This is a genomic window from Bacillus sp. 03113 (assembly GCF_006546985.1).
Taxonomy (GTDB): domain Bacteria; phylum Bacillota; class Bacilli; order Bacillales; family Cytobacillaceae; genus VATK01.
Window position 1 is genome coordinate 106,142 of record NZ_VATK01000013.1, and the last position, 21,263, is coordinate 127,404.

The window sequence follows — 21,263 nt, forward strand, 5'->3', positions numbered from 1 at the left end:
TGTTTTCTGGTAGGGAACTCGTCGCTAAGCAAAGAATCGACATCGTAAAGGGAGAGTAAAAAAGATGGATATTTGGATTCAAAACTATAATCCACTAGGAAATATATATTTATCAGCACTAGTTGCTGCATTGCCAATCGTGTTCTTTTTGTTAGCCCTAACCTTATTGAAAATGAAGGGAATTGTGGCTTCACTCATTACATTAATTATTTCTGTGTGTATTGCCAGCTTTCTTTTTGGAATGCCGTTGTTAAAAGTTCTATCAGCAGCGTTTTTAGGAATATTAAATGGTTTTTGGCCAATTGGTTTTATTATTATCATGGCTGTTTGGTTATATAAAATATCGGTTAAAACGGGAAAATTCACTATTATTCAATCAAGTATATCGAGCATATCCTCCGATCAAAGATTGCAGCTGCTACTCATTGGCTTTTGTTTTAATGCCTTTTTAGAAGGGGCTGCAGGCTTCGGTGTTCCCATTGCCATTTCAGCAGCTTTATTAGTTGAATTGGGCTTCAGACCTTTATATGCAGCGTCTCTATGTTTAATCGCAAATGCGGCTTCTGGAGCTTTTGGCGCAATCGGAATTCCTATTATCGTAGGTGCACAGGTTGGAGGGATGGAAACACTTGAATTAACGCAAAAAGTGGCTTTTATCCTGCCAGTCATTTCATTTATTATTCCTTTTTTGCTTGTGTTTATATTGGACAAGTTTAAAGGAATTAAAGAAACATTTCCTGCATTGCTATTCGTAAGTATCATCTATTCAGGTCTACAATTATTAGTAATGGTTACACTTGGTCCAGAATTAGCAAATATCATTGCTTCTCTTGCTAGTATGGGAGGATTGGCTGTTTTCTTACGATTTTGGCAGCCAAAATCGATTTTTCGTTTAGATAGTATGAAAAACGGCAAACAAGATGATAAAAAATATTCATTCAAAGATATTCTGATCGCATGGTCACCTTTCTATATTTTAACTGGTGTCATTGTCATTTGGAGCATGCCATTTTTTAAAAGCTTATTTGCAGATAATGGACCATTATCATTTACTGTACTTAAGTTGAAAATGCCATTTTTACATCAGGAGGTTTTGAAAATCCCTCCAATTGCTCCTGAGAAAGTCCCGTATGATGCCATTTTTAAGCTAGATGTTATTTCGGCTACCGGTACAGCAATTTTAGTGTCTGTGATGATCGTCGTTCTTTTTTCTAAAAATTTAAACGTAAAAGGAAGTCTTCACATATTAGGGGAGACCATTAAAGATTTCTATATTTCTATTCTTACTGTTTGTTTTATTTTAGGGTTTGCAAATATTGCTACTTTTTCAGGTTTATCATCTACGCTCGGTTTAGCCCTTGCTAAAACGGGAGATTTATTCCCGTTATTTTCACCAGTTTTAGGCTGGCTTGGCGTATTCCTTACAGGCTCTGTCGTTTCAAGTAATGCCTTGTTTGGTCATTTGCAGGGGGTAACAGGCAATCAAATTGGAGCTGATCCGAAGCTTCTAATTGCTTCCAATACAAGTGGAGGTGTAATGGGGAAATTAATTTCACCTCAATCTGTTGCAATTGCGACAGCAGCTGTTCAAAAAACAGGAGAAGAGTCCTCACTTTTTAGGATGACCATTAAATATAGTTTGTTCTTGTTGATTTATGTAAGTATCATTACTTATGTCTTATCTATATAAACAAGTGTAAAAGGAGAGGGAACTCATTTGGAAGAGGCCCTCTCCTTTTCATTTTTTAATATTTCCAATTTAAACATATATAATCAGGCTACAAATAGGCTTTTTATGCATAATTATGGTAAAGGAGAGAGAATATATTCTCCTTTCTGTTATGGAAAATCAATTTTCAGATCCATGTTCTGTGGTACAATATATGAGTCTGATCGAATAATGGAGGTCTCAAAAATGAAAACGAAAATTGGATTATTATATGGGGGAAAATCCGCCGAACATAAAGTATCCATGCAAACGGCATTAGCTGTAATAAAAGCGTTAAATCCTAATAAATTTGATGTTCATCCAATTTACATATCCGAGGAAGGGCAATGGGTGAAAGGTCCAAAGCTAACTGGACCCGTTGAAAATGTGAAAGAGCTTGCCTTTACAGCGACTAGAGAACTACAATCAACAGCCCTATCGCCAACCTTATTTCAAGCCCCTGAGGAGAAAGGTCCTTTTGATGTTATCTTCCCACTTTTACATGGTCCCAATGGTGAGGATGGAACGGTTCAAGGGTTATTAGAATTACTTAATTTACCATATGTTGGGAATGGTGTGCTTGCATCCTCAGCTGGTATGGATAAAATAATTATGAAAAACATATTTGCTGCAGCAGGCCTTAGTCAAGTAAAGTATGTCTCTTTTATTAGAAGTGAATGGGAAAAAAACAAGCTTTCTATCTATGATCAGGTTGAAAACGATTTAGGATATCCTTGCTTTGTAAAACCTGCAAATCTAGGGTCGAGTGTAGGCATTAGCAAATGTACGAACAGAGCTGAGCTTGAAGCAGCTTTTGCAGAAGCTTTTCAATTTGACCGAAAGATTATCATTGAAGAAGGGGTAACAGCGAGAGAAATTGAAGTTGGTATTTTAGGTAATGATGAGCCTGAATGTTCCGTTGCAGGTGAAATTGTACCGAAAACGGAATTTTACGACTATAAAGCTAAATATGAAGATGGTGATACAGCTCTTGTTATTCCTGCTGATATTACAAATGAGGAATACAGCTTAATTAAGGAAACCGCGATAAAAGCATTCAAAGCACTGGATTGCTCTGGTCTTGTGAGAGCAGACTTCTTCTTAACGAAAGATGGAAAAGTTTATATTAATGAAGTGAATACAATGCCTGGCTTTACGCCATTTAGCATGTTCCCATTGCTTTGGAAGCATTCTGGTGTTGATTACCCTGAGCTCATTGAAAAGCTTGTCAAATTTGCTTTAGAAAGACATGAAGAAAAACAAAAAATTAAATATACATTTTAACAACATGGTACACGGCTTTTTATAGCCGTGTTCCTTATTTTAGGAGGTTAACGAATGATTTGCCGATCATTAAAGCAAATAGCAGACATGATTAAGATTGAGAATGATCTTACTCCTTTTGAGAATGTCATGGTTCATGGCGTCTCTATTGACTCAAGAAAAATTGAATCGGACCAATTATTTATTCCCTTTAAGGGAGAGCATTCGGATGGGCATCGTTTCGTAGAAGATGCGATTTCAAAAGGTGCTGCAGCAGCTTTTTGGCAAAAGGATGTCCCAAATCCACCTACTCATTTACCCATATTGATCGTTGAAGACTGCTTAACTGCATTGCAGGAATTATCTAGAAGCTATCGGAATGAGCTTCATACGAAAGTAGTTGGCATTACGGGAAGCAATGGGAAAACTTCTACAAAAGATATGACCGCAAGTCTGCTTTCTTTAAAATATAAGGTGCAGAAAACAGAAGGGAATTTTAATAATCATATCGGACTTCCTTTAACCATTCTAAGGCTAGATGAAGATACAGACATAGCTGTACTAGAAATGGGAATGAGCGGTAAAGGAGAGATCGATTTTTTAACCAAGCTCGCAAAGCCAAATGCGGTAATCATTACAAACATAGGAGAAGCTCATTTGCTTGATTTGGGCTCACGAGAGGGAATTGCCGAGGCGAAGCTAGAAATATTAAATGGTCTTCAAGAGAATGGAAGAGTCATCTATTTTGGAGATGAAACTCTTTTATCAGAACGAATCAATCGAAATGGGAAAATAGAGATTAAAACGTTTGGAAACAATCATTCAAATGATCTTTTCCCAACCCACATCAATCAAAGCAGCAGCGGAAGCCAATTCAAAATCAATGCATCGAATGCTGAGTACTTTTTGCCTGTACTTGGGACTCATAATGTGTTGAATGCATTGGGTGCTATGTTAGTCGCGCAGTATTTCGATATTTCCTTTGATGAAATGAAGAATGGATTAAATAATCTAAAGCTAACAGGCATGCGAATGGAATTAGTAGAGGGTATAAATGGTGTAAAAATCATTAATGATGCCTATAATGCCAGCCCAACTTCAATGAAGGCCGCAATTGATCTAGTTTCAAATCTTCCTGATTACGAACATAAGCTTCTTGTTTTAGGTGACATGCTTGAACTCGGTCCAGATGAAGAACAGTTTCATGAACAAATCGGTCAATTGATTAACCAAGAGAAAATAAGCTATGTCTTTACATTTGGAAAGCTAGGCTCATTTATTGCCAAAGGTGCTAAGGCGGTGTTCCCATCTGAACGTGTTTTTGCCTTTACTGAAAAACAAGAACTGATTGATAAAGTGAAAAAATATTGTCAATCGGACATGATTATTTTAGTCAAGGGATCAAGAGGAATGAAACTAGAAGAAGTTGTGGCTTCATTAAAAGAAAATTGAACTCACTATCAGTACATTAAAACATGAGGAATCAGGTGGAGTATCTACTCCGCCTGATGAATGTATCATACATTGGTATGTCTTTGTTTCACACAAATATAAAAAGAAGAAAAAAGATTCGAATGATGGAGTGTAAAAAGTGTAAAATAAAAGTAAATCTACTTTCTTTGGTGGTGACTTAGGATGATTGGGTGTTTGTGCATTCATGGCTTTACGGGTGCTCCCTCTGAAATAGAGCCTCTCGCTCAGTATTTACAGGAAAATACTAATTGGTCCTTGGTAATACCCACTCTACCAGGTCATGGTGAAACGCTCGATCTTAAAGGGGTTCAATATAATCAATGGATTGAACATGCTGAAAATGAATTAAAGCTTTTACTTGCAAAATGTGATACCGTTTATGTGATTGGTTTTTCTATGGGAGGGCTTATTGCTAGTTATTTAGCGGTTCATTATCCAATTAAAAAGCTCGTCTTATTAAGTGCTGCTGCCTACTATGTAAACCCAAGGCAGTTAAGAGTGGATATAGGAGAAATGGTAAGAGATGCATTTAAAGGCAAGCTTTTTGAAAATGAACTATATAATCGTTACAAAAGAAAATTAAAAGAAACTCCGATTGCAGCCACTCTTCAATTCCGTAAGCTTGTCGCTTCTACCCGTCCTTTATTGTCAGAAGTGCGTATCCCTACGTTAATTGCACAAGGTGAAAGTGATGGGATTGTCCCACCTAGAGCAGCAGAATATTTATATCATCATATTGGGACGGTGAATAAGAAAATCCTTTACTTAAAGGATGCGAAGCATTTAATTTGCCATAGCCATGAAAGAGATCAATTGTTTTTTCAAGTATTACATTTTTTGCATGGAAAAAGAGATGATAAATAAGAAAAGCGCAAGCGCCCTTGCTCATCGACGTAAAGTGCTGGAGCTAAATGCCAGTCTAACTTCCGATAATTTATTTCTTAACCAATAATGAACGTTCCCTGTGCATGATATTATTGCCAATAAGTTTTAAAAATGTTACAATTAAAACCAAAGTGTCTTAGTGAAAATCCTTAGAATCCCGGACATACTCCTAGAGAGAATGTCTTTTTTCACTTTATTAATCGGTTTAAGTACAAGGTTTTTATTTAAAGTAAAGAAAGCATATGTTTTTGAAGTTAGATGAGTGTCTAGCTCCGACGTACAGAACGTACTAGTGGCGATGTTGCCACAGGACGTGGCGTCCTTAATCGGCCAGCGCTTAGCTCTTGTGAAAAATAACCTAATGTCTCTAAAAGTAAAAAACACTTTTTGAGCCATTAGAACATTTTTCTTCAGGGCTGATCAAGGCACTTCCGCTTTTCTTGCTATGTCCGGCGAATACAACTTGGAAAGAAAGTTATTTAATAAATATTTTTTAATGAATTTAGAAGGAGAATGAATACATTGACAATGTTTCAAGATTTAGGTATTAGTTCAGCTACATTGAAATCTCTAAAGAAAATGGGGTTTGAAGAAGCGACTCCAATTCAAGCACAAACAATTCCGCTTAGTTTAGAGAATAAGGACTTAATTGGTCAAGCGCAAACTGGAACGGGAAAAACAGCAGCATTTGGTATTCCGTTGGTTGATAAAATCGACAAAGACAGTAACTTTGTTCAAGGGATCGTCATTGCCCCAACACGTGAGCTTGCTATCCAAGTATCAGAAGAGCTGTATAAGATTGGTTACGGTAAAAAGGTGCGCGTCCTTTCAATTTTCGGGGGGCAAGATATTAATCGCCAAATTCGAGCGTTAAAAAAGCATCCTCATATTATTGTCGGAACACCTGGACGTATTCTCGATCATATTAATCGTAAAACACTACGATTAGATAATGTTCACACAGCAATTCTAGATGAAGCAGATGAAATGCTAAACATGGGCTTTATTGATGACATCGAAGCAATCCTTTCTCAGATTCCATCAGAACGTCAAACGCTTCTGTTCTCAGCTACAATGCCGCCAAGAATTAGAAAAATGGCTGAAAGATTTATGAAGAATCCTGAAATTGTGAAAGTTAAAGCGAAAGAAGTAACAGTACCACTTATTGAACAATACTATTTAGAAGTTCAGGAAAAAAGTAAGTTTGATGTATTAACAAGATTGCTTGATATTCAATCTCCTGAGCTTGCTATTATTTTTGGTCGTACGAAAAGGCGTGTAGATGAGCTGTCAGAAGCTTTAAACCTTAGAGGCTATATGGCAGAAGGTATTCACGGAGACCTAAGTCAAGCAAAGAGAATGTCAGTTCTGCGTAAATTTAAAGAAGGCTCCATTGATGTTCTAGTAGCTACAGATGTTGCGGCGAGAGGACTAGATATTTCTGGTGTAACTCACGTATATAATTTTGATATTCCTCAAGACCCTGAAAGCTATGTTCATCGAATTGGCCGAACTGGACGCGCAGGTAAAGCAGGAATGGCTATGACATTTATTACTCATCGAGAAAAGCAATATTTACAAATTGTTGAAAAGACAACAAAAAGAAAAATGGATCGTATGAAGCCGCCTACTTTAGATGAAGCTTTAGAAGGTCAACAAAAAGCTGTAATTGAAAAAATTCTACAGACGATCGATTCAAATAATCTTCAATACTATAAGCAGGCTTCAGAAGAGCTTTTAGAGCAGCAAGACGCTCAAACAATAGTTGCTGCGGTATTGAAAATGTTAACAAAAGAACCTGACACAACACCAGTTAAATTAACTGAAGAGAAGTCTCTTCCTCAAAAAAGAGAAAGAAAATCTTTTGAAGGCAGACGCAACTATGATTCCAATGGAAAGAAAAGAGCACCTTATCGTTCGAGACAAGGTCAATCACATGGACGTTCTAGCCACTCCGAAAAATCAAAATCAAAAAGCTATTAATTAGTTGTTTAAGAAGTGCTTAGCCTTTCCTGTTCCATTTATTGGATATGAGAGGCTAGGCATTTTTTATTTTTAAAAATGGTGAAAAAAGTTTTTCATTAAGAAGATTATATAATGTATAGTAATAATGTGTAATATTGGAAATTCAGGGGGGATGAAATGATTACAGAACCGAAAAAGAGAATTTCAATACGCGCCCTCAGTGTTTGGAAAATATCAGGTGCTATTTACTCTATTTATGCTTTACTGCTAGCTGCAGGTGCGATTGTACTTACTATTTTGTTTGATTTACCTAAATGGATTATAGGAGCAGGGATCTTATTTTTAGGGATAAATGTGTATGTTTTAGTGTTTTTGCTTCCCAAACTAAAGTGGAAAAGATGGCGTTATGAAGTTAGAGAGCAAGAAATTGAATTACAGCGTGGCGTTTTAATTAAGAAAAGAACGCTAGTACCGATGATTAGGGTTCAGCATGTAGATACAAAACAAGGTCCTATTTTAAGAAAATATGGTTTGGCCTCTGTTACCGTGTCGACTGCTGCCACCGTACATGAAATACCAGCTTTAAATTTAGAAGAAGCAGAGGAAATGCGCTCTTATATTTCTAAATTAGCAAGGGTGGCGGATGAAGATGTCTAATTCTAAAAGGCTACATCCAATCGCTGCTGTATCTGGAACCCTTAAGCAGCTAAAGGAGATGCTGCTTCCATTTATTTTCCTAGTCGTGTTTGGAAGTAAGGGTACGAATTGGGATTTATACATATCTATTGGTGCGGTAGTGATTATATTAATAAGCGGGATTCTTTCATGGCTCCGATTTTCATATCGCATTGAAGAGCGTGAACTAAGGATTGAATATGGTGTTTATATTAAAAAGAAACGATATATTCCGTTTGAAAAAATTCAAAGCATCGATTTATCAGAAGGCATCTTGCATCGCCCTTTTGGTTTGGTAAAAGTAAAGGTGGAGACAGCTGGATCAGGGTTAGAAGCAGAGGCGGTTTTATCTGCTGTAACAAAACAAGAAGCACAGAGAATTCAAGAGGTCTTTTCTCTTATAAAAAAAGGAGAAAAGCAAAGGGAAGAAGACGAGAGGGCTGAAGAGGTAGATACGGAAGAGATCATCTACAAAATCACAACTCCTCAGCTGTTTTTACTTGCTTCAAGCTCTGGTGGAGTAGGGGTTGTGATTTCGGCAGTTGCTGCTTTTGTCTCACAATTTGATGAGATTATACCGTATCGAAAAATTTTTCGGGGGCTAGAGAACTTTATTTCTAGCGGAATAATGGTCGTAAGCTTTATGGTTTTTTTAGGCTTTGTTATCGCTTGGCTCATCGCCTTGACAGGTACGATGATTAAATATGCACAATTTACAGTAAAAAAAGTTGAAAATGAATTTATTATTTCACGTGGATTATTAGAGAAGAGGCAACTAACGATTCCGCTTCATCGAATCCAAGCAATTAGGATAAGCGAGAACCTATTAAGGCAACCGATTGGTTATGCATCAGTGTTTGTTGAAAGTGCAGGTGGCTCTGTTAAAAATCAAGAAAGCTCAAAGATTCTTTTTTTACCGATCGTGAAAAAAAGTTCTATACCCCAATTGCTAGAATCTTTCCTGCCGGATTATCAGTTGCAGCCGCAAATCTCCCCTGCTCCAAAAAGAGCATTAAAGAGATATTTATTTTGTAGCAGTCTTTTTGCCATTCCAATTACACTAGCTGCAATCATTTTTTTTAGACCATATGGATATTTTTCTTTACTGTTTTTACTAATTGTAACAATATGGTCATACTTTAATTATAAGGATGCTGGCTGGGGACTTAATGAAATGCAGTTAACATTACGTTATCGTTTCCTTATAAAACATACTGTTATGATGCAGAAAAATAAAATTCAGTCCATGGAATTTCAAACAGGCTATTTCCAAAATCAAAGAGATTTGGCTACGATACGAGCTGTGGTGGGATCAGGAGTTGGAGGGATAGTAGTCGATTTAGAAAAAACAGAGGTGGAGAAAGCTTTTAAATGGTACTCTCATAGTCGAAAAGAATAATAAAGATTGGCGCCCTATCCATCTGATAAGGCGCTTTGCACTTTTTTATCTGCTTAGGATCCCAATTAAAGCGAGGATGAGGATTCCTCCTAGTAATATTAGCTTACGAAAAGATATTCCTCTATTGTTTTGAATCATTGCTCTTTTAAAACTGCTTACTTCCATTTTAAAGGCTTTTATTACATTTTGTCCTTTTGAAAAGGCGATTATACCGATCACTAAACCAGCCAAAAAGCCAAATATATGTGCTGTTATATTTATCTGGGGCTGAATAAATGTCATAATTAACCCTATAATGGTGACCGTAAGAATAATTTGCGCATTTCCCCTAGAAATTAACTCTTTTTTCAATACAACAATTGCAACATAAAAGCCGAATAAACCAAAAATGGCTCCACTTGATCCAACATGTACAAACGTTAAAGGATTAAAAAAGAAAGTAGCGACATTCGCTAAGATCCCAGTAAGTAAATACAAGAAAAGAAAGCGGCTTTTTCCAAGCATTCGTTCTAACGCTGGACCAAATAAAATAAGAGAAAAGCTATTGAATAGCACATGAGGAAAACCACTGTGCATAAAAATAGGTGTAACGATACGCCAAAGCTCTCCGTGCAAAATATATAAATTAACGCCAACAGTCATGTTATATAACCATGAGTTTGGAAATACAGGGAGAGTGGTGAGCAAATATAATAAGATATTAATCGACAATATGAAGGTGACAACTGGATAAAAACGTATAAATTCTTTTAAACTTTCATTCCTTGTAAACATAAAGATACCTCCTTGTATGTATATTCTTAAAACACAAGACCATACAAATACAAATGATTGAGTAGGGATAAATCAAGACACATGCACTATCCTTCTATCATAATAGGTTGGAAGCTTAAAATACAATTAATGTACACTATTGAATGTTCACAAGCCATATTAATTAAAAGGACGATGAAAAAATGATTTCTGGTATAGGAATAGATATTGTTGAAATAGAACGGATAAAAAAAATAATCATTAGACAGAGTAAATTTATTGATCGAATTTTAACGGAAAACGAAAAAAGATACTATGAAAAACTTCCAGGAAACAGAAGGATTGAGTTTGCAGCAGGAAGATTTTCTGCGAAGGAAGCTTTTTCAAAAGCGATAGGGTCAGGGATTGGGAAGGAGCTATCTTTTTTAGACATCGAGATTTGCAAGGATGAGAAAGGAAAACCATACATAGTTAAGCCTATAAAAGAGGGAGTACACCTTTCAATTTCTCATAGTAAAGAGTTTGCCTTTGCTCAAGTCATTATAGAAAAATGAGAAGAATTCTAACATCATCTAGCATATTCCTTTAGGTTGTCTCATATATTCATAAGGCAATAGGAGAGACAAGATCAGGCGGCGGGAACCAAGTGTCCGATTCCTGCCTTTTTCCTCTCCATCATGTGAACTTGAGACAAAAGGAGTTGAAAGGATGAAGAAAAAGTTATGGGTGCTTCTCGCCGGTCTTATCGTATGTTTATCCTTGTCTGCATGTGGGACTAAATCACAAGAAGATGTAGTCAAGGACTTAAGTGGGAAAATGGAAAAAATAAAAAGCTATGAAGCAACAGCGAAAATGACTTTGAAAATGGGAACAGATCCTCAAACCTATGTCGTTCAAGTCTGGCATAAAGAACCCACTTACTACAGAGTGAGCTTGAAAAATGCTCAAAAAGATCAAAGTCAAATGATTCTTCGGAATGACGAAGGTGTGTATGTTTTAACCCCTGCTCTTAATAAGAGCTTTAAGTTTCAAAGTGATTGGCCAGAAAACAGCAGTCAAGCTTATTTATATGAATCTTTAATAAAAGACATTGTTGCAGATAAAGAAGCTAAATTTTCATCAACGGATAAATACTATATTTTTGAAACGAAAACCCGTTATCAAAATAATAAAATGCTGCCTTTTCAAGAAGTAACCTTAAATAAAAAGGATTTGTCTCCAGCTACAGTGAAAGTGATGGACACAGATGGAAATGCACTTGTAACTGTTAAGTTTTCAGATGTGAAGTTTGATAAAAATTTTACCAAAAAAGATTTTGATATGAAGAAGAATATGACAGGTGCTCAACTTGAAGTCCCAGTTATGGGTGATGTTGAAGATAAGGCGTTTTCTGTCAAATATCCAACTGAAGAATTTAAAGATGTCAAATTAGTTGAAGAAAAAGAAGTATCAACGGAAAATGGGAAGCGGGTTATCCTTACGTATGACGGGGCGTTATCATATACTTTAATGGAAGAAAAAGCAGAAGTTGTGCCAGCTACAGCAGGTCCTACGATCGTGAAAGGAGAGCCAGTCGATTTAGGATTTACTGTCGGTGCTTTATCGAAAAATACTCTTACATGGACATTTCAAGGAGTAGATTACATGCTTGCCTCCCAAGATCTTAAGAAGGAAGAAATGGCTAGTGTTGCACGCTCAGTTCAAGGGGATGTAAGTAAGTAGATATTGATTAACAAGCAGGCTCATTAAGGGAGCCTGTTTTTTAATATAAATAGACTAAGTGCTCTTTCCTATTTACTTTCCTAAAAATGTTTGTCAATATAAAAGTGAATTGATTAGAAGGGGAAGTGTATGTTCAGGTGGGAAACGATTTAGGTTATTACCGAGATACATGGGCAGAAATAAATTTGGACCATATTACATATAATGTTACAGAAATGAAAAAACGATTGGCGCCTTCCGTTCAATTAATGGCAGTTGTCAAGGCGAATGCATACGGACATGGTGATGTACAGGTAGCGCGCACAGCAATAAAAGCAGGAGCTACTTATTTAGCAGTTGCCTTTCTTGATGAAGCGATCTCCTTGAGGAAAAAGGGAATTAAAAAGCCTATCCTTGTATTAGGGGCTAGTCGACCAAATGATATTCAAACAGCTTCAGATTATGATATCACCTTGACTGTATTCCAAGAGGAATGGGTTCGAAATGCGAAAGTCTATTTAAGCGCAGCCTCTCAAATCAAAATGCATCTGAAACTAGATACTGGAATGGGCCGAATAGGAATCAAAACTGCTGATGAATTAAAGGGAATAGAACAGGTTATCCTTCAAGACAATCGGTTTATTTTAGAGGGGATTTTCACTCATTTTGCAACAGCAGATGAACAAGATGCAAGTTATTTTAATGAACAGCTTCAGCGTTTTAATAACTTAATTACCCATCTAAAAAAATTGCCGAAAATCGTTCATGTAAGCAATAGCGCTGCCTCCTTGCGCTTTCCTCAAGCTCAATTTAATGCCGTTAGATTTGGGATCTCGATGTATGGCTTAACGCCTTCGTTAGAAATAGAGTCAGAGCTGCCTTTTCAATTGAAAGAAGCGTTCTCCTTGCATACGAAGATCGTTCATGTAAAAAAGCTTAAAAAAGGAGAAAAGGTAAGCTATGGTGCTACCTATGAAGCAAAACAAGAAGAATGGATTGCAACCTTACCTATAGGGTATGCTGATGGATGGATTCGAAAGCTTAGTGGGCAAGAAGTCCTTTTAAATGGTATTAGAATTCCAATTGTAGGAAGAATATGTATGGATCAATGCATGATTAAATTGCCTCAATTTGTTGAAGTTGGGACAATGGTGACGTTAATTGGAACACAGGGCTCTGATAAAATTTCAGTTAATGAAATTGCAAAACAACTAGATACGATTAATTATGAAGTCGTATGTATGATCTCAAATAGAGTTCCCCGATTGTACAATGAATCAGGAAAAAAAGTATTTGCTCATAATTCATTATTAAAATAAATGTTCGAAATTTGTAATAAATCGTGAAAAAACTTGATCAATCGTGTTGAAACAAATAAAAGTTATGAATAAAAAGTTATTTTTTTGGTGGATAATACAGAAGAATTGTTAAATGCTCTTTGCACGGGTATTGAATAATGGTATCATTAAAAAATGATAGAGATAAAATCGGTGTGTTATGGTGGAGGTGTGTGTTTGTGTCAGAATCCGGCGCAACAACAGAGATCATGATAAGGTTACCAAAGCATTTATTAACGGAGTTAGATGGCTTTGTAAAACAAGAAAATTTGACTAGAAGCGAGTTTATTTATCAAGCTACAAAAATGTATTTACGAGAACGGAAAAAGAGACATATTCGTGAATCTATGAGGCGGGGCTATATGGAAATGGCCAAAATCAATTTAACGATTGCATCTGAGGCATTTCAAGCAGAATATGAGGCAGAACACACAGTTGAACGTCTTGTAAGCGGAGGATAATCCTTTGATTGTCAAACGTGGTGACGTTTATTTTGCAGACCTATCCCCAGTTGTTGGGTCAGAGCAAGGCGGAGTTCGCCCTGTACTTGTAATCCAAAACGATATAGGGAATCGGTTTAGTCCCACAGTAATCATTGCAGCGATAACTGCTCAAATTCAAAAAGCAAAGCTGCCCACTCACGTTGAAATTGATGCCAAACGTTATGGTTTTGAAAGAGATTCAGTCATCTTATTGGAACAAGTTCGAACAATTGACAAGCAGCGCTTAACCGATAAAATTACACATCTCGATGATGAAATGATGGAAAAAGTGGATGAAGCCTTGCAAATAAGTTTAGGTCTCATCGAATTTTAGCTAAAAGCACGCTCTTGAAAGAAGAGCGTGCTTTTAAAAAAATACAATTTGTAATTTTCTGTAATAAGAATACTCTTTCCCTATTCGTATCAACTGAGGATAATACTATGTGATTTAATCGCGAAACATTCTTACATACTCTTTAGCAATAATATTTGGTTTTGACCTTAACCATATATCTTAACATATTGTGTTCCGCCAATAGCAAGCATGCAAATGCTTGTTTTTTTGTCGTTTTAGGAAAAAATTATAAATTAGTTGCCTGTGGGTAACTTTGAAGGTTATGTATCGATGTCCAGCGCCTAGCCCTTGTTAAAGATAACCTCATGCCTCTAAAAGTAAGGCTGTTTTCTCAAAGTTTGTTGCTTTTGACATAAAAAACATTGGGAGAAACGTTTCGGAGCAGCCTGCATACACGTAGACTCCTGTGGGAAAGTGAGAAAGGCGAGACCCCGCAGGAGCGTATGCGACGAGGAGGCTTGACGCTCGCCCACGGAAAGCGAAGTGTATGCAGGCTGCGCGTTTAAAAGCACCATCTATACGAAAACAGCCAAAAGTAAAGAACACTTTTTGAGTCATGAGAACATTTTTCTTCAGGGCTGAACAAGGCGCTTGCGCTTTTGTCCTTTAGGAGAGTTAACGTTGACAGGTTTAAGCTAATTCAACATTGGGTATTAAATAGAAGCAATTGAAAAATTAAGAGGTGGGTCTAATATGAATATGGCGATTGAAGTTAAGGAACAGGATCTCCTTGTAGAAGTAAAGGTAATTGGTGAAATTGATGCCTATACAGCACCGATTCTTCGAGATAGAATCTTTCCTTTGTCTGAAAAGAATAACGTCGTGATGATTGTTGACCTTTCGAAAGTTTCCTATCTAGATAGTACAGGTTTAGGAATATTTATCGGTATCTTTAAAAATATACGTTCGCAAAATGGGGAATTTAAAATAATGGGCTTATCAGAACGATTAAAAAGACTATTTGATATTACGGGACTTGCTGATGTATTTGATATTACCAGCAAGATTGAGGGTGGAATTCGGTGAATACACTATGTGATTATATAGAAATGAAGATTCCGGCCAAACCAGAATACGTTGGGGTTATTCGATTAACACTTTCTGGAATTGCTAGTCGTTTAGGATTTTCATACGATGAAATTGAGGACTTAAAAATTGCTACAAGTGAAGCTTGTACAAATGCGGTTCAGCATGCCTACAAATTAACTGGTCGTGGCGAAGTAATGGTAGGATTTGGTCTATATAAAAATAGACTTGAAGTAACGGTAGCCGATACTGGTGAAAGCTTTGATTTCCACACCTCACAAAAGGAGTGCGGGCCTTATAACCAAAAAGAATTTTTACGAGAAGGAGGATTAGGCCTATATCTTATAGAAGCCTTAATGGATGAAGTGAAGGTCCATCATGAAGAAGGTGTAACGGTCTTAATGACGAAATACCTAGAGGGAGAGCAGGTGGGGAGCGATGCGAAAACCATCTCAACCTAGAGATCGAATATCAGGTGAAGCCATCAATCAATTGATCAAACAGTATCAGCTTGATCATGATCAAAATGCTCAGGATGCGCTTGTTCTTCACTATCAGGGTCTCGTAGAATCAATTGCACGAAAATATTCAAAAGGGAAATCATTTTATGAAGATATATTTCAGGTAGGAGTAATTGGACTATTAGGTGCTATTCGTCGTTATGATGAAAAGTATGGGAAAAGCTTCGAAGCATTTGCTGTTCCGACGATCATTGGTGAAATTAAACGATTTTTAAGAGATAAGACATGGAGTGTCCATGTCCCAAGAAGAATTAAAGAGCTAGGGCCAAAAATAAAGACAACCGCAGAGAAGTTAACCATTACTCTTCAACGTTCTCCTAAAGTAGAGGAGATTGCAAGAGAGTTAGATGTATCAGAAGAAGAGATTTTAGAGACGATGGAAATGGGAAGAAGCTATCAAGCTTTATCAGTAGATCGCTCAATAGAAGCTGATACAGAGGGTGGAACGATTACACTCCTTGATATTGTAGGAAATGTCGATGACGGATTTGAAAAAGTAAATCAAAAAATGGTATTAGAAAAAATTCTCCATGTCTTAACGGAACGAGAAAAAGAAATTATTCAATATACGTATTTAGAAAATATGAGTCAAAAGGATGTAGGTGATCGCTTAGGAATTTCACAGATGCACGTATCTCGTCTGCAGCGAAGAGCGATCACCAAGCTTCAAAACGCCATCAATGATGAACCGAAAAATACGGAATGTCTATCATAAGTGAATCTAAAAACATATCCTTAAGCAAGGTGCTGCTGTGACTATGTTGAAAATTGACATAATAACCAAAGAAATGGTTTATTGCCGTGTTAGAAATATGCGTTTTTCTTCTTTATACCCCACTTGAAAAACTAATAAACCCTCTACAAGTTAGAGGATTTTTATTTGGAATACCTCAAATATATTATACACATCGATTATCTTACGAATCTGAAACTAAATTTTTATGTATTCAAATGGACTTTTCATTATACAAGATAAATTCATTAATAAAAAAATCCGGATCATTTAAAGAATGTGAGTAAAGAAATAAATCATTATTTAGCAGGGAAGATGATTTATTCCCTTCTTCCCACTGAGTTTCGCCCTGCACGCTTGAGGAAGGGGGCTTCTTTCGGAAATTCTTTAAATCTGCTAATATTATTACACAAAAGAAATGTTGGAGGATTGACTTTTGGAACAAAAAAATGAGAAACAAGAAGAATTATTGAAATTAATCTCTAATGAGCTAGCTATTTCATTCATGCAAGTAAAAAGTGTAATCACACTATTAAATGATGGGAATACCGTCCCTTTTATTGCGCGATATCGCAAGGAGCAAACGGGAGCTCTTGATGAAGTTCAAATAAGAAGTGTAATGGAGCGGTGGCAGTACATACAAAACCTTGAACAACGTAAGGAAGAGGTTATCCGAATTATTGAAGAACAAGGCAAATTAACAAAAGAGCTGCACGTGCAAATTGAAAAAGCCGTGAAATTGCAGGAAGTAGAAGATTTGTATCGCCCTTATAAACAAAAGCGTCGTACGAAAGCAACCGTTGCAAAAGAAAAGGGATTAGAGCCGTTAGCAAAATGGATGCTGACCTTTCCTATAGATGGATCAATAGAAGAAAAATCAAAAGAATTTCTTTCTGAAGAAAAACAAGTCTTTTCGATAGAAGAAGCTCTATCTGGAGCGAAGGATATTATTGCTGAATGGGTATCAGATGATGCAGAAAGCAGGAAATGGATTCGGAAGGAAACTGTAAGAACGGGCATGATCGAATCTGTTGTAAAAGAAAATCATATTGATGAGAAAAAAGTATATGAAATGTACTACGAGTTTTCAGAGGCTATTCAGAAAATTGTGCCTCACAGAACACTAGCGTTAAATCGTGGTGAAAAGGAAGAGATACTGCGAATTAATATAAAACCAAACGTTGAACCAATTTTGAATTTTTTGTCAAAAAAGTGGATTAAAAATCAACACTCCATTTCTACAAAAAATGTGGCCGAAGCAATTGAAGATGGCTATAAAAGATTGATTCAGCCTTCAATAGAAAGAGAAATTAGAAACGAACTAACTGAAAAAGCAGAAGAGCAAGCAATTCATATTTTTTCTGAAAACTTGCGGAAACTATTGCTCCAGCCTCCATTAAAGGGGAAAATCGTCTTAGGAGTTGACCCTGCATATCGAACAGGATGTAAGTTGGCGTTGGTAAATGAAACTGGGAAGGTATTAAAAATTGATGTCATATATCCACATCCTCCAGTCTCTAAAGAAAAAGAGGCACGCAATACATTTCTCCGTATTTTACAAGAACATCAAGTTGAGATGATTGCTATAGGAAACGGAACGGCTTCAAGAGAAACAGAACAATTTGTCGCAGATATTATTAAAGAGTATCCTAAAGAGATTTCTTACATCATTGTGAATGAGGCTGGGGCAAGCGTTTATTCAGCTTCAGATATTGCTCGAGAGGAATTTCCAGAATTTCAGGTGGAAGAAAGAAGTGCTGTTTCCATTGCTAGGCGTATACAGGATCCGTTAGCTGAACTCGTGAAAATCGACCCTAAATCTGTAGGTGTTGGACAATATCAGCATGATGTTTCTCAAAAAAAATTGACAGATTCGCTAACATTTGTAGTTGAAACAACTGTTAACCAAGTTGGGGTCAATGTTAATACAGCATCTTCTTCACTTCTTCAATATGTTGCAGGGCTTTCAAAAACGGTTGCAAATAATATAGTCAAAAAAAGAGAAGAGGAAGGGAAATTCACCAAGCGATCTCAATTAAAAAAAATCCCAAGGCTTGGTGCGAAAACATATGAACAAGCGATCGGATTTTTAAGAATTATAGATGGAAAAGAACCGTTAGATCGTACTGGCATCCATCCAGAAAGCTATGAAGAGGTTAAAAAAATACTTGAGGCGTTAGGGTTTTCTACTGCCGACATCGGAACCAATGAACTACGAGAAGCCCTTTCAAAATTAAATATTCGTGAATTATCAAAAGAAATTGTTATCGGAGAGCTAACACTAAAAGATATTATAGAGGCATTAATGCGACCTGAAAGAGATCCAAGAGACGATCTTCCAAAGCCGCTACTTAAAAAAGATGTGTTAAAATTGGAGGATTTGAAGACAGGAATGGAGCTGCAAGGAACAGTTCGTAATGTTGTTGACTTTGGAGCTTTTATTGATATAGGTGTTAAACAAGATGGTCTTGTGCATATTTCAAAGCTTAGCCGTAAATTTGTCAAACATCCCCTTGATATCGTTGCGGTTGGAGATGTTGTAAAAGTATGGGTTGATTCAGTAGACATCCATAAAAGCAGAGTGGCTTTAACGATGCTATCTCCAGACTAAGTTTAATACAAAGCGTTACTTTTCATAAACACTGCTTAAGAGCGGTGTTTTTTTCTGTAGAAATACCAGCATTGATTTAACAACTTTATCTGATATCGATTTTTTTCATAAAAGGCTCTTTGTATTTGATTTTGAAACCATTGTGGCATATTAAAACCTCCCGGGATTAATCTGAAAAGGTACCAATAATGTATGCTATAATAGGTTGTCATGTTCATATTCCTAACCAATATATGATTTGCGTGAGAAATGCTAGTGTATGAACAACAAACTTCGCAGTTGCTGGGAATAATGAAAGGATGAATGGAAATGGATAATGAACAGCTTCAATTGATGGTGGAAGAAATTTCTTCTGATTACTTTTCAAAACCTTTTATTCATAAAGCATATTTTAATGATAGATTAAGAACAACTGGCGGACGATACATGCTTCAAACGCACAATATCGAAATTAATAAAAAATACTATGTCCAATTTGGCAGAGATGAATTAGAAGGAATCATAAAGCACGAGCTTTGTCACTATCATTTACACATAGAGAAAAAAGGTTATCGGCATAAGGATCATGATTTTAAATCTCTTATGAAAAAAGTGGGTGCACCTAGGTATTGTTCTACATTGCCTGGAACTGAAAAAAGAATAAAAAGAGGAGGGCAGTTGATATATGCTTGTAAAAAATGTCATCAAATTTATAAAAGAACTCGAAAAGTAAATACAAAAAAATACGTGTGTGGCCATTGCAAAGGGGCGTTAGTTTTAATTTCGAGATCAGAATTTAGAGAGTAGTTTACTGTTTAAAAAAATATTTAAATTTATTCTTGACTTTTTATATACAGGTTTTTATAATTGAAAGAGTCGACAAGAACGACACCTTGTTTTTAAAAAGATTTCCGAAGTTAAAATCTAATTATTCCGCAGTAGCTCAGTGGTAGAGCAACAAGCATAGCTTCATTGTTTATGCTGCGAGTTGTACTCATCGAGCCGCATCTTGCATTAACTTTCTGAGATGAGGACATTCGGCTAAGTTAATCAATTTCAGGAAAAATTTATATTTATTCCGCAGTAGCTCAGTGGTAGAGCATTCGGCTGTTAACCGAACGGTCGTAGGTTCGAATCCTACCTGCGGAGCCATTATGGGGAAGTACTCAAGAGGCTGAAGAGGCGCCCCTGCTAAGGGTGTAGGTCGCGCGAGCGGCGCGAGGGTTCAAATCCCTCCTTCTCCGCCAGAAGCATGATAATGATTGATATGGCCCGTTGGTCAAGCGGTTAAGACACCGCCCTTTCACGGCGGTAACACGGGTTCGAATCCCGTACGGGTCACTTTAAAAAAATATCATTTAGGTCCCGTGGTGTAGCGGTTAACATGCCTGCCTGTCACGCAGGAGATCGCGGGTTCGATTCCCGTCGGGACCGCCATATTAATCTTTTAAAATTATTTATGCTATATTTCGTTTATAACATTAATGGGCTATAGCCAAGCGGTAAGGCAACGGACTTTGACTCCGTCATGCGCTGGTTCGAATCCAGCTAGCCCAGCCACCGAGCCATTAGCTCAGTCGGTAGAGCATCTGACTTTTAATCAGAGGGTCGCAGGTTCGAATCCTGCATGGCTCATTATTATAGAATGCGGGTGTGGCGGAATTGGCAGACGCACCAGACTTAGGATCTGGCGCCGCAAGGCGTGGGGGTTCGACTCCCTTCACCCGCACCAGTAATGTCTTTAAGATTGTTCCACTTTAGTTGAGCGGTCGTGGCGGAATGGCAGACGCGCTAGGTTGAGGGCCTAGTGGGTGAATAACCCGTGGAGGTTCAAGTCCTCTCGGCCGCACCAAAAAAAGTTGTTGACATCATGAGATTCATGTGTTAATATGATAAAGTTGCTTTAATGAGAATGCGCCCGTAGCTCAATTGGATAGAGCGTCTGACTACGGATCAGAAGGTTATGGGTTCGACTCCTGTCGGGCGCGCCATATAATTACGGGAAGTAGCTCAGCTTGGTAGAGCACATGGTTTGGGACCATGGGGTCGCAGGTTCGAATCCTGTCTTCCCGACCATTCAAAAAATATAATAAACGCGGGTGTAGTTTAATGGTAAAACCTCAGCCTTCCAAGCTGATGTCGTGAGTTCGATTCTCATCACCCGCTCCAAAAAATACTTTTTAAAAAATAACGAAAAATATATTGACAAACACTTTATAACTTGTTATTATATAAAAGTTGCTTTTAAACTATTAAATTAATTGCTCTTTGAAAACTGAACAACAAAACGTCAACAAAAGAACGAAAAGTGAGGACTTCAAACGAAGTCAACACATGCTAGTAAAGTCAATTACGAGCTAATCAACTCTTATACGGAGAGTTTGATCCTGGCTCAGG

Annotated in this window: 19 protein-coding genes and 11 tRNA genes; 28 read left to right on the plus strand and 2 right to left on the minus strand. The window is 37.0% G+C overall.

All coding sequences use genetic code 11. The features are described from left to right. The first annotated feature begins 70 nt into the window (after positions 1–70). The 7 genes from FDO66_RS13945 (at position 71) to FDO66_RS13975 (ending at position 9,368) form a co-directional block, all read left to right on the plus strand. Positions 71–1,690: an L-lactate permease gene (locus tag FDO66_RS13945; RefSeq protein WP_141433294.1), complete on the plus strand. Its 1,620-nt coding sequence runs from the start codon at positions 71–73 to the stop codon at positions 1,688–1,690. A 225-nt stretch (positions 1,691–1,915) separates the two neighbouring features. After that, positions 1,916–2,992 carry a D-alanine--D-alanine ligase gene (locus FDO66_RS13950; RefSeq protein ID WP_141433271.1) on the plus strand — a complete coding sequence of 359 codons (1,077 nt, stop codon included), beginning with the start codon at positions 1,916–1,918 and terminating at the stop codon, positions 2,990–2,992. 54 nt (positions 2,993–3,046) lie between these two features. Further along, positions 3,047–4,423: a UDP-N-acetylmuramoyl-tripeptide--D-alanyl-D-alanine ligase gene (locus tag FDO66_RS13955; RefSeq protein WP_141433272.1), complete on the plus strand. Its 1,377-nt coding sequence runs from the start codon at positions 3,047–3,049 to the stop codon at positions 4,421–4,423. Between the two features lie 183 nt (positions 4,424–4,606). Beyond that, positions 4,607–5,308 (plus strand): alpha/beta hydrolase, encoded by a 702-nt coding sequence (locus tag FDO66_RS13960; protein WP_141433273.1) that lies wholly within the window; start codon positions 4,607–4,609, stop codon positions 5,306–5,308. Between the two features lie 543 nt (positions 5,309–5,851). Further along, a complete protein-coding gene (gene cshA / locus FDO66_RS13965) occupies positions 5,852–7,312 on the plus strand; it encodes a degradosome RNA helicase CshA (protein ID WP_141433274.1) in 1,461 nt (486 codons plus the stop codon). A 159-nt stretch (positions 7,313–7,471) separates the two neighbouring features. After that, the gene (locus FDO66_RS13970) at positions 7,472–7,951 is read left to right on the plus strand and encodes a PH domain-containing protein (protein ID WP_141433275.1); all 480 of its coding nucleotides are present in this window, start codon (positions 7,472–7,474) and stop codon (positions 7,949–7,951) included. Next, positions 7,944–9,368, plus strand: coding sequence for a PH domain-containing protein (locus FDO66_RS13975; protein WP_141433276.1), 1,425 nt, complete (start codon positions 7,944–7,946; stop codon positions 9,366–9,368). The genes FDO66_RS13970 and FDO66_RS13975 overlap by 8 nt, the downstream gene beginning before the upstream one ends. A gap of 45 nt (positions 9,369–9,413) precedes the next feature. On the opposite strand, the gene FDO66_RS13980 is transcribed toward FDO66_RS13975, so the two are convergent. Beyond that, entirely contained in the window at positions 9,414–10,142 is a 729-nt protein-coding gene (locus FDO66_RS13980; protein ID WP_141433277.1) for a rhomboid family intramembrane serine protease, read from the minus strand. A 182-nt stretch (positions 10,143–10,324) separates the two neighbouring features. Here FDO66_RS13980 and acpS point away from each other — a divergent pair, with 182 nt between their 5' ends. The 9 genes from acpS (at position 10,325) to FDO66_RS14025 (ending at position 18,887) form a co-directional block, all read left to right on the plus strand. Then, entirely contained in the window at positions 10,325–10,675 is a 351-nt protein-coding gene (gene acpS / locus FDO66_RS13985) for a holo-ACP synthase (protein ID WP_141433278.1), read from the plus strand. 154 nt (positions 10,676–10,829) lie between these two features. Continuing rightward, positions 10,830–11,843, plus strand: a complete 1,014-nt coding sequence (locus FDO66_RS13990; RefSeq protein WP_141433279.1) for a LolA family protein — start codon at positions 10,830–10,832, stop codon at positions 11,841–11,843. Positions 11,844–11,980: 137 nt separating this feature from the next. After that, entirely contained in the window at positions 11,981–13,141 is a 1,161-nt protein-coding gene (gene alr / locus FDO66_RS13995) for an alanine racemase (protein ID WP_181444581.1), read from the plus strand. 197 nt (positions 13,142–13,338) lie between these two features. After that, positions 13,339–13,620, plus strand: coding sequence for a CopG family ribbon-helix-helix protein (locus FDO66_RS14000; protein WP_141433281.1), 282 nt, complete (start codon positions 13,339–13,341; stop codon positions 13,618–13,620). 4 nt (positions 13,621–13,624) lie between these two features. Further along, positions 13,625–13,975: a type II toxin-antitoxin system endoribonuclease NdoA gene (ndoA, locus tag FDO66_RS14005; RefSeq protein WP_141433282.1), complete on the plus strand. Its 351-nt coding sequence runs from the start codon at positions 13,625–13,627 to the stop codon at positions 13,973–13,975. A gap of 714 nt (positions 13,976–14,689) precedes the next feature. Beyond that, the gene (locus FDO66_RS14010) at positions 14,690–15,022 is read left to right on the plus strand and encodes an anti-sigma factor antagonist (protein WP_141433283.1); all 333 of its coding nucleotides are present in this window, start codon (positions 14,690–14,692) and stop codon (positions 15,020–15,022) included. Beyond that, positions 15,019–15,483: an anti-sigma B factor RsbW gene (rsbW, locus tag FDO66_RS14015; RefSeq protein ID WP_141433284.1), complete on the plus strand. Its 465-nt coding sequence runs from the start codon at positions 15,019–15,021 to the stop codon at positions 15,481–15,483. The genes FDO66_RS14010 and rsbW overlap by 4 nt, the downstream gene beginning before the upstream one ends. Next, positions 15,461–16,258, plus strand: a complete 798-nt coding sequence (sigB, locus tag FDO66_RS14020) for an RNA polymerase sigma factor SigB (protein ID WP_141433285.1) — start codon at positions 15,461–15,463, stop codon at positions 16,256–16,258. Before rsbW ends, sigB begins: the two co-directional genes overlap by 23 nt. A 454-nt stretch (positions 16,259–16,712) precedes the next feature. After that, positions 16,713–18,887, plus strand: a complete 2,175-nt coding sequence (locus FDO66_RS14025; protein WP_141433286.1) for a Tex family protein — start codon at positions 16,713–16,715, stop codon at positions 18,885–18,887. A 35-nt stretch (positions 18,888–18,922) separates the two neighbouring features. Here the strand turns inward: FDO66_RS14025 and cmpA are convergent, their stop codons facing one another. Then, positions 18,923–19,036: a cortex morphogenetic protein CmpA gene (cmpA, locus tag FDO66_RS14030; RefSeq protein ID WP_141433287.1), complete on the minus strand. Its 114-nt coding sequence runs from the start codon at positions 19,034–19,036 to the stop codon at positions 18,923–18,925. A 160-nt stretch (positions 19,037–19,196) separates the two neighbouring features. On the opposite strand from cmpA, the gene FDO66_RS14035 reads away from it, so the two are divergent. From FDO66_RS14035 to FDO66_RS14090, 12 genes are all read left to right on the plus strand, one after another. Next, positions 19,197–19,673: a SprT family protein gene (locus FDO66_RS14035; RefSeq protein ID WP_141433288.1), complete on the plus strand. Its 477-nt coding sequence runs from the start codon at positions 19,197–19,199 to the stop codon at positions 19,671–19,673. A gap of 270 nt (positions 19,674–19,943) precedes the next feature. Then, a tRNA-Asn gene (locus FDO66_RS14040) sits at positions 19,944–20,018 on the plus strand. 4 nt (positions 20,019–20,022) lie between these two features. Beyond that, positions 20,023–20,113: transfer RNA gene (locus FDO66_RS14045), tRNA-Ser, on the plus strand. 22 nt (positions 20,114–20,135) lie between these two features. Next, a tRNA-Glu gene (locus FDO66_RS14050) sits at positions 20,136–20,207 on the plus strand. Between the two features lie 20 nt (positions 20,208–20,227). Then, positions 20,228–20,303, plus strand: a tRNA-Asp gene (locus tag FDO66_RS14055). A 48-nt stretch (positions 20,304–20,351) separates the two neighbouring features. Next, positions 20,352–20,426 (plus strand) — tRNA-Gln (locus tag FDO66_RS14060). A gap of 2 nt (positions 20,427–20,428) precedes the next feature. After that, positions 20,429–20,501 (plus strand) — tRNA-Lys (locus tag FDO66_RS14065). Positions 20,502–20,513: 12 nt separating this feature from the next. After that, positions 20,514–20,598, plus strand: a tRNA-Leu gene (locus tag FDO66_RS14070). Between the two features lie 33 nt (positions 20,599–20,631). Then, positions 20,632–20,718 (plus strand) — tRNA-Leu (locus FDO66_RS14075). A 62-nt stretch (positions 20,719–20,780) separates the two neighbouring features. After that, positions 20,781–20,857: transfer RNA gene (locus FDO66_RS14080), tRNA-Arg, on the plus strand. Between the two features lie 8 nt (positions 20,858–20,865). Further along, positions 20,866–20,942, plus strand: a tRNA-Pro gene (locus FDO66_RS14085). A 19-nt stretch (positions 20,943–20,961) separates the two neighbouring features. Next, a tRNA-Gly gene (locus FDO66_RS14090) sits at positions 20,962–21,035 on the plus strand. Positions 21,036–21,263 lie beyond the last annotated feature (228 nt).

Bases quoted from the DNA above. Each gene is read 5' to 3' on its own strand.
- FDO66_RS13950 (WP_141433271.1), top strand. From the start codon at position 1,916: ATGAAAACGAAAATTGGATTATTATATGGGGGAAAATCCGCCGAACAT.
- FDO66_RS13955 (WP_141433272.1), top strand. From the start codon at position 3,047: ATGATTTGCCGATCATTAAAGCAAATAGCAGACATGATTAAGATTGAG.
- FDO66_RS13960 (WP_141433273.1), top strand. From the start codon at position 4,607: ATGATTGGGTGTTTGTGCATTCATGGCTTTACGGGTGCTCCCTCTGAA.
- FDO66_RS13970 (WP_141433275.1), top strand. From the start codon at position 7,472: ATGATTACAGAACCGAAAAAGAGAATTTCAATACGCGCCCTCAGTGTT.
- FDO66_RS13975 (WP_141433276.1), top strand. From the start codon at position 7,944: ATGTCTAATTCTAAAAGGCTACATCCAATCGCTGCTGTATCTGGAACC.
- FDO66_RS13980 (WP_141433277.1), bottom strand. From the start codon at position 10,142: ATGTTTACAAGGAATGAAAGTTTAAAAGAATTTATACGTTTTTATCCA.
- acpS (WP_141433278.1), top strand. From the start codon at position 10,325: ATGATTTCTGGTATAGGAATAGATATTGTTGAAATAGAACGGATAAAA.
- FDO66_RS13990 (WP_141433279.1), top strand. From the start codon at position 10,830: ATGAAGAAAAAGTTATGGGTGCTTCTCGCCGGTCTTATCGTATGTTTA.
- FDO66_RS14010 (WP_141433283.1), top strand. From the start codon at position 14,690: ATGAATATGGCGATTGAAGTTAAGGAACAGGATCTCCTTGTAGAAGTA.
- sigB (WP_141433285.1), top strand. From the start codon at position 15,461: ATGCGAAAACCATCTCAACCTAGAGATCGAATATCAGGTGAAGCCATC.
- cmpA (WP_141433287.1), bottom strand. From the start codon at position 19,036: ATGCCACAATGGTTTCAAAATCAAATACAAAGAGCCTTTTATGAAAAA.
- FDO66_RS14035 (WP_141433288.1), top strand. From the start codon at position 19,197: ATGGATAATGAACAGCTTCAATTGATGGTGGAAGAAATTTCTTCTGAT.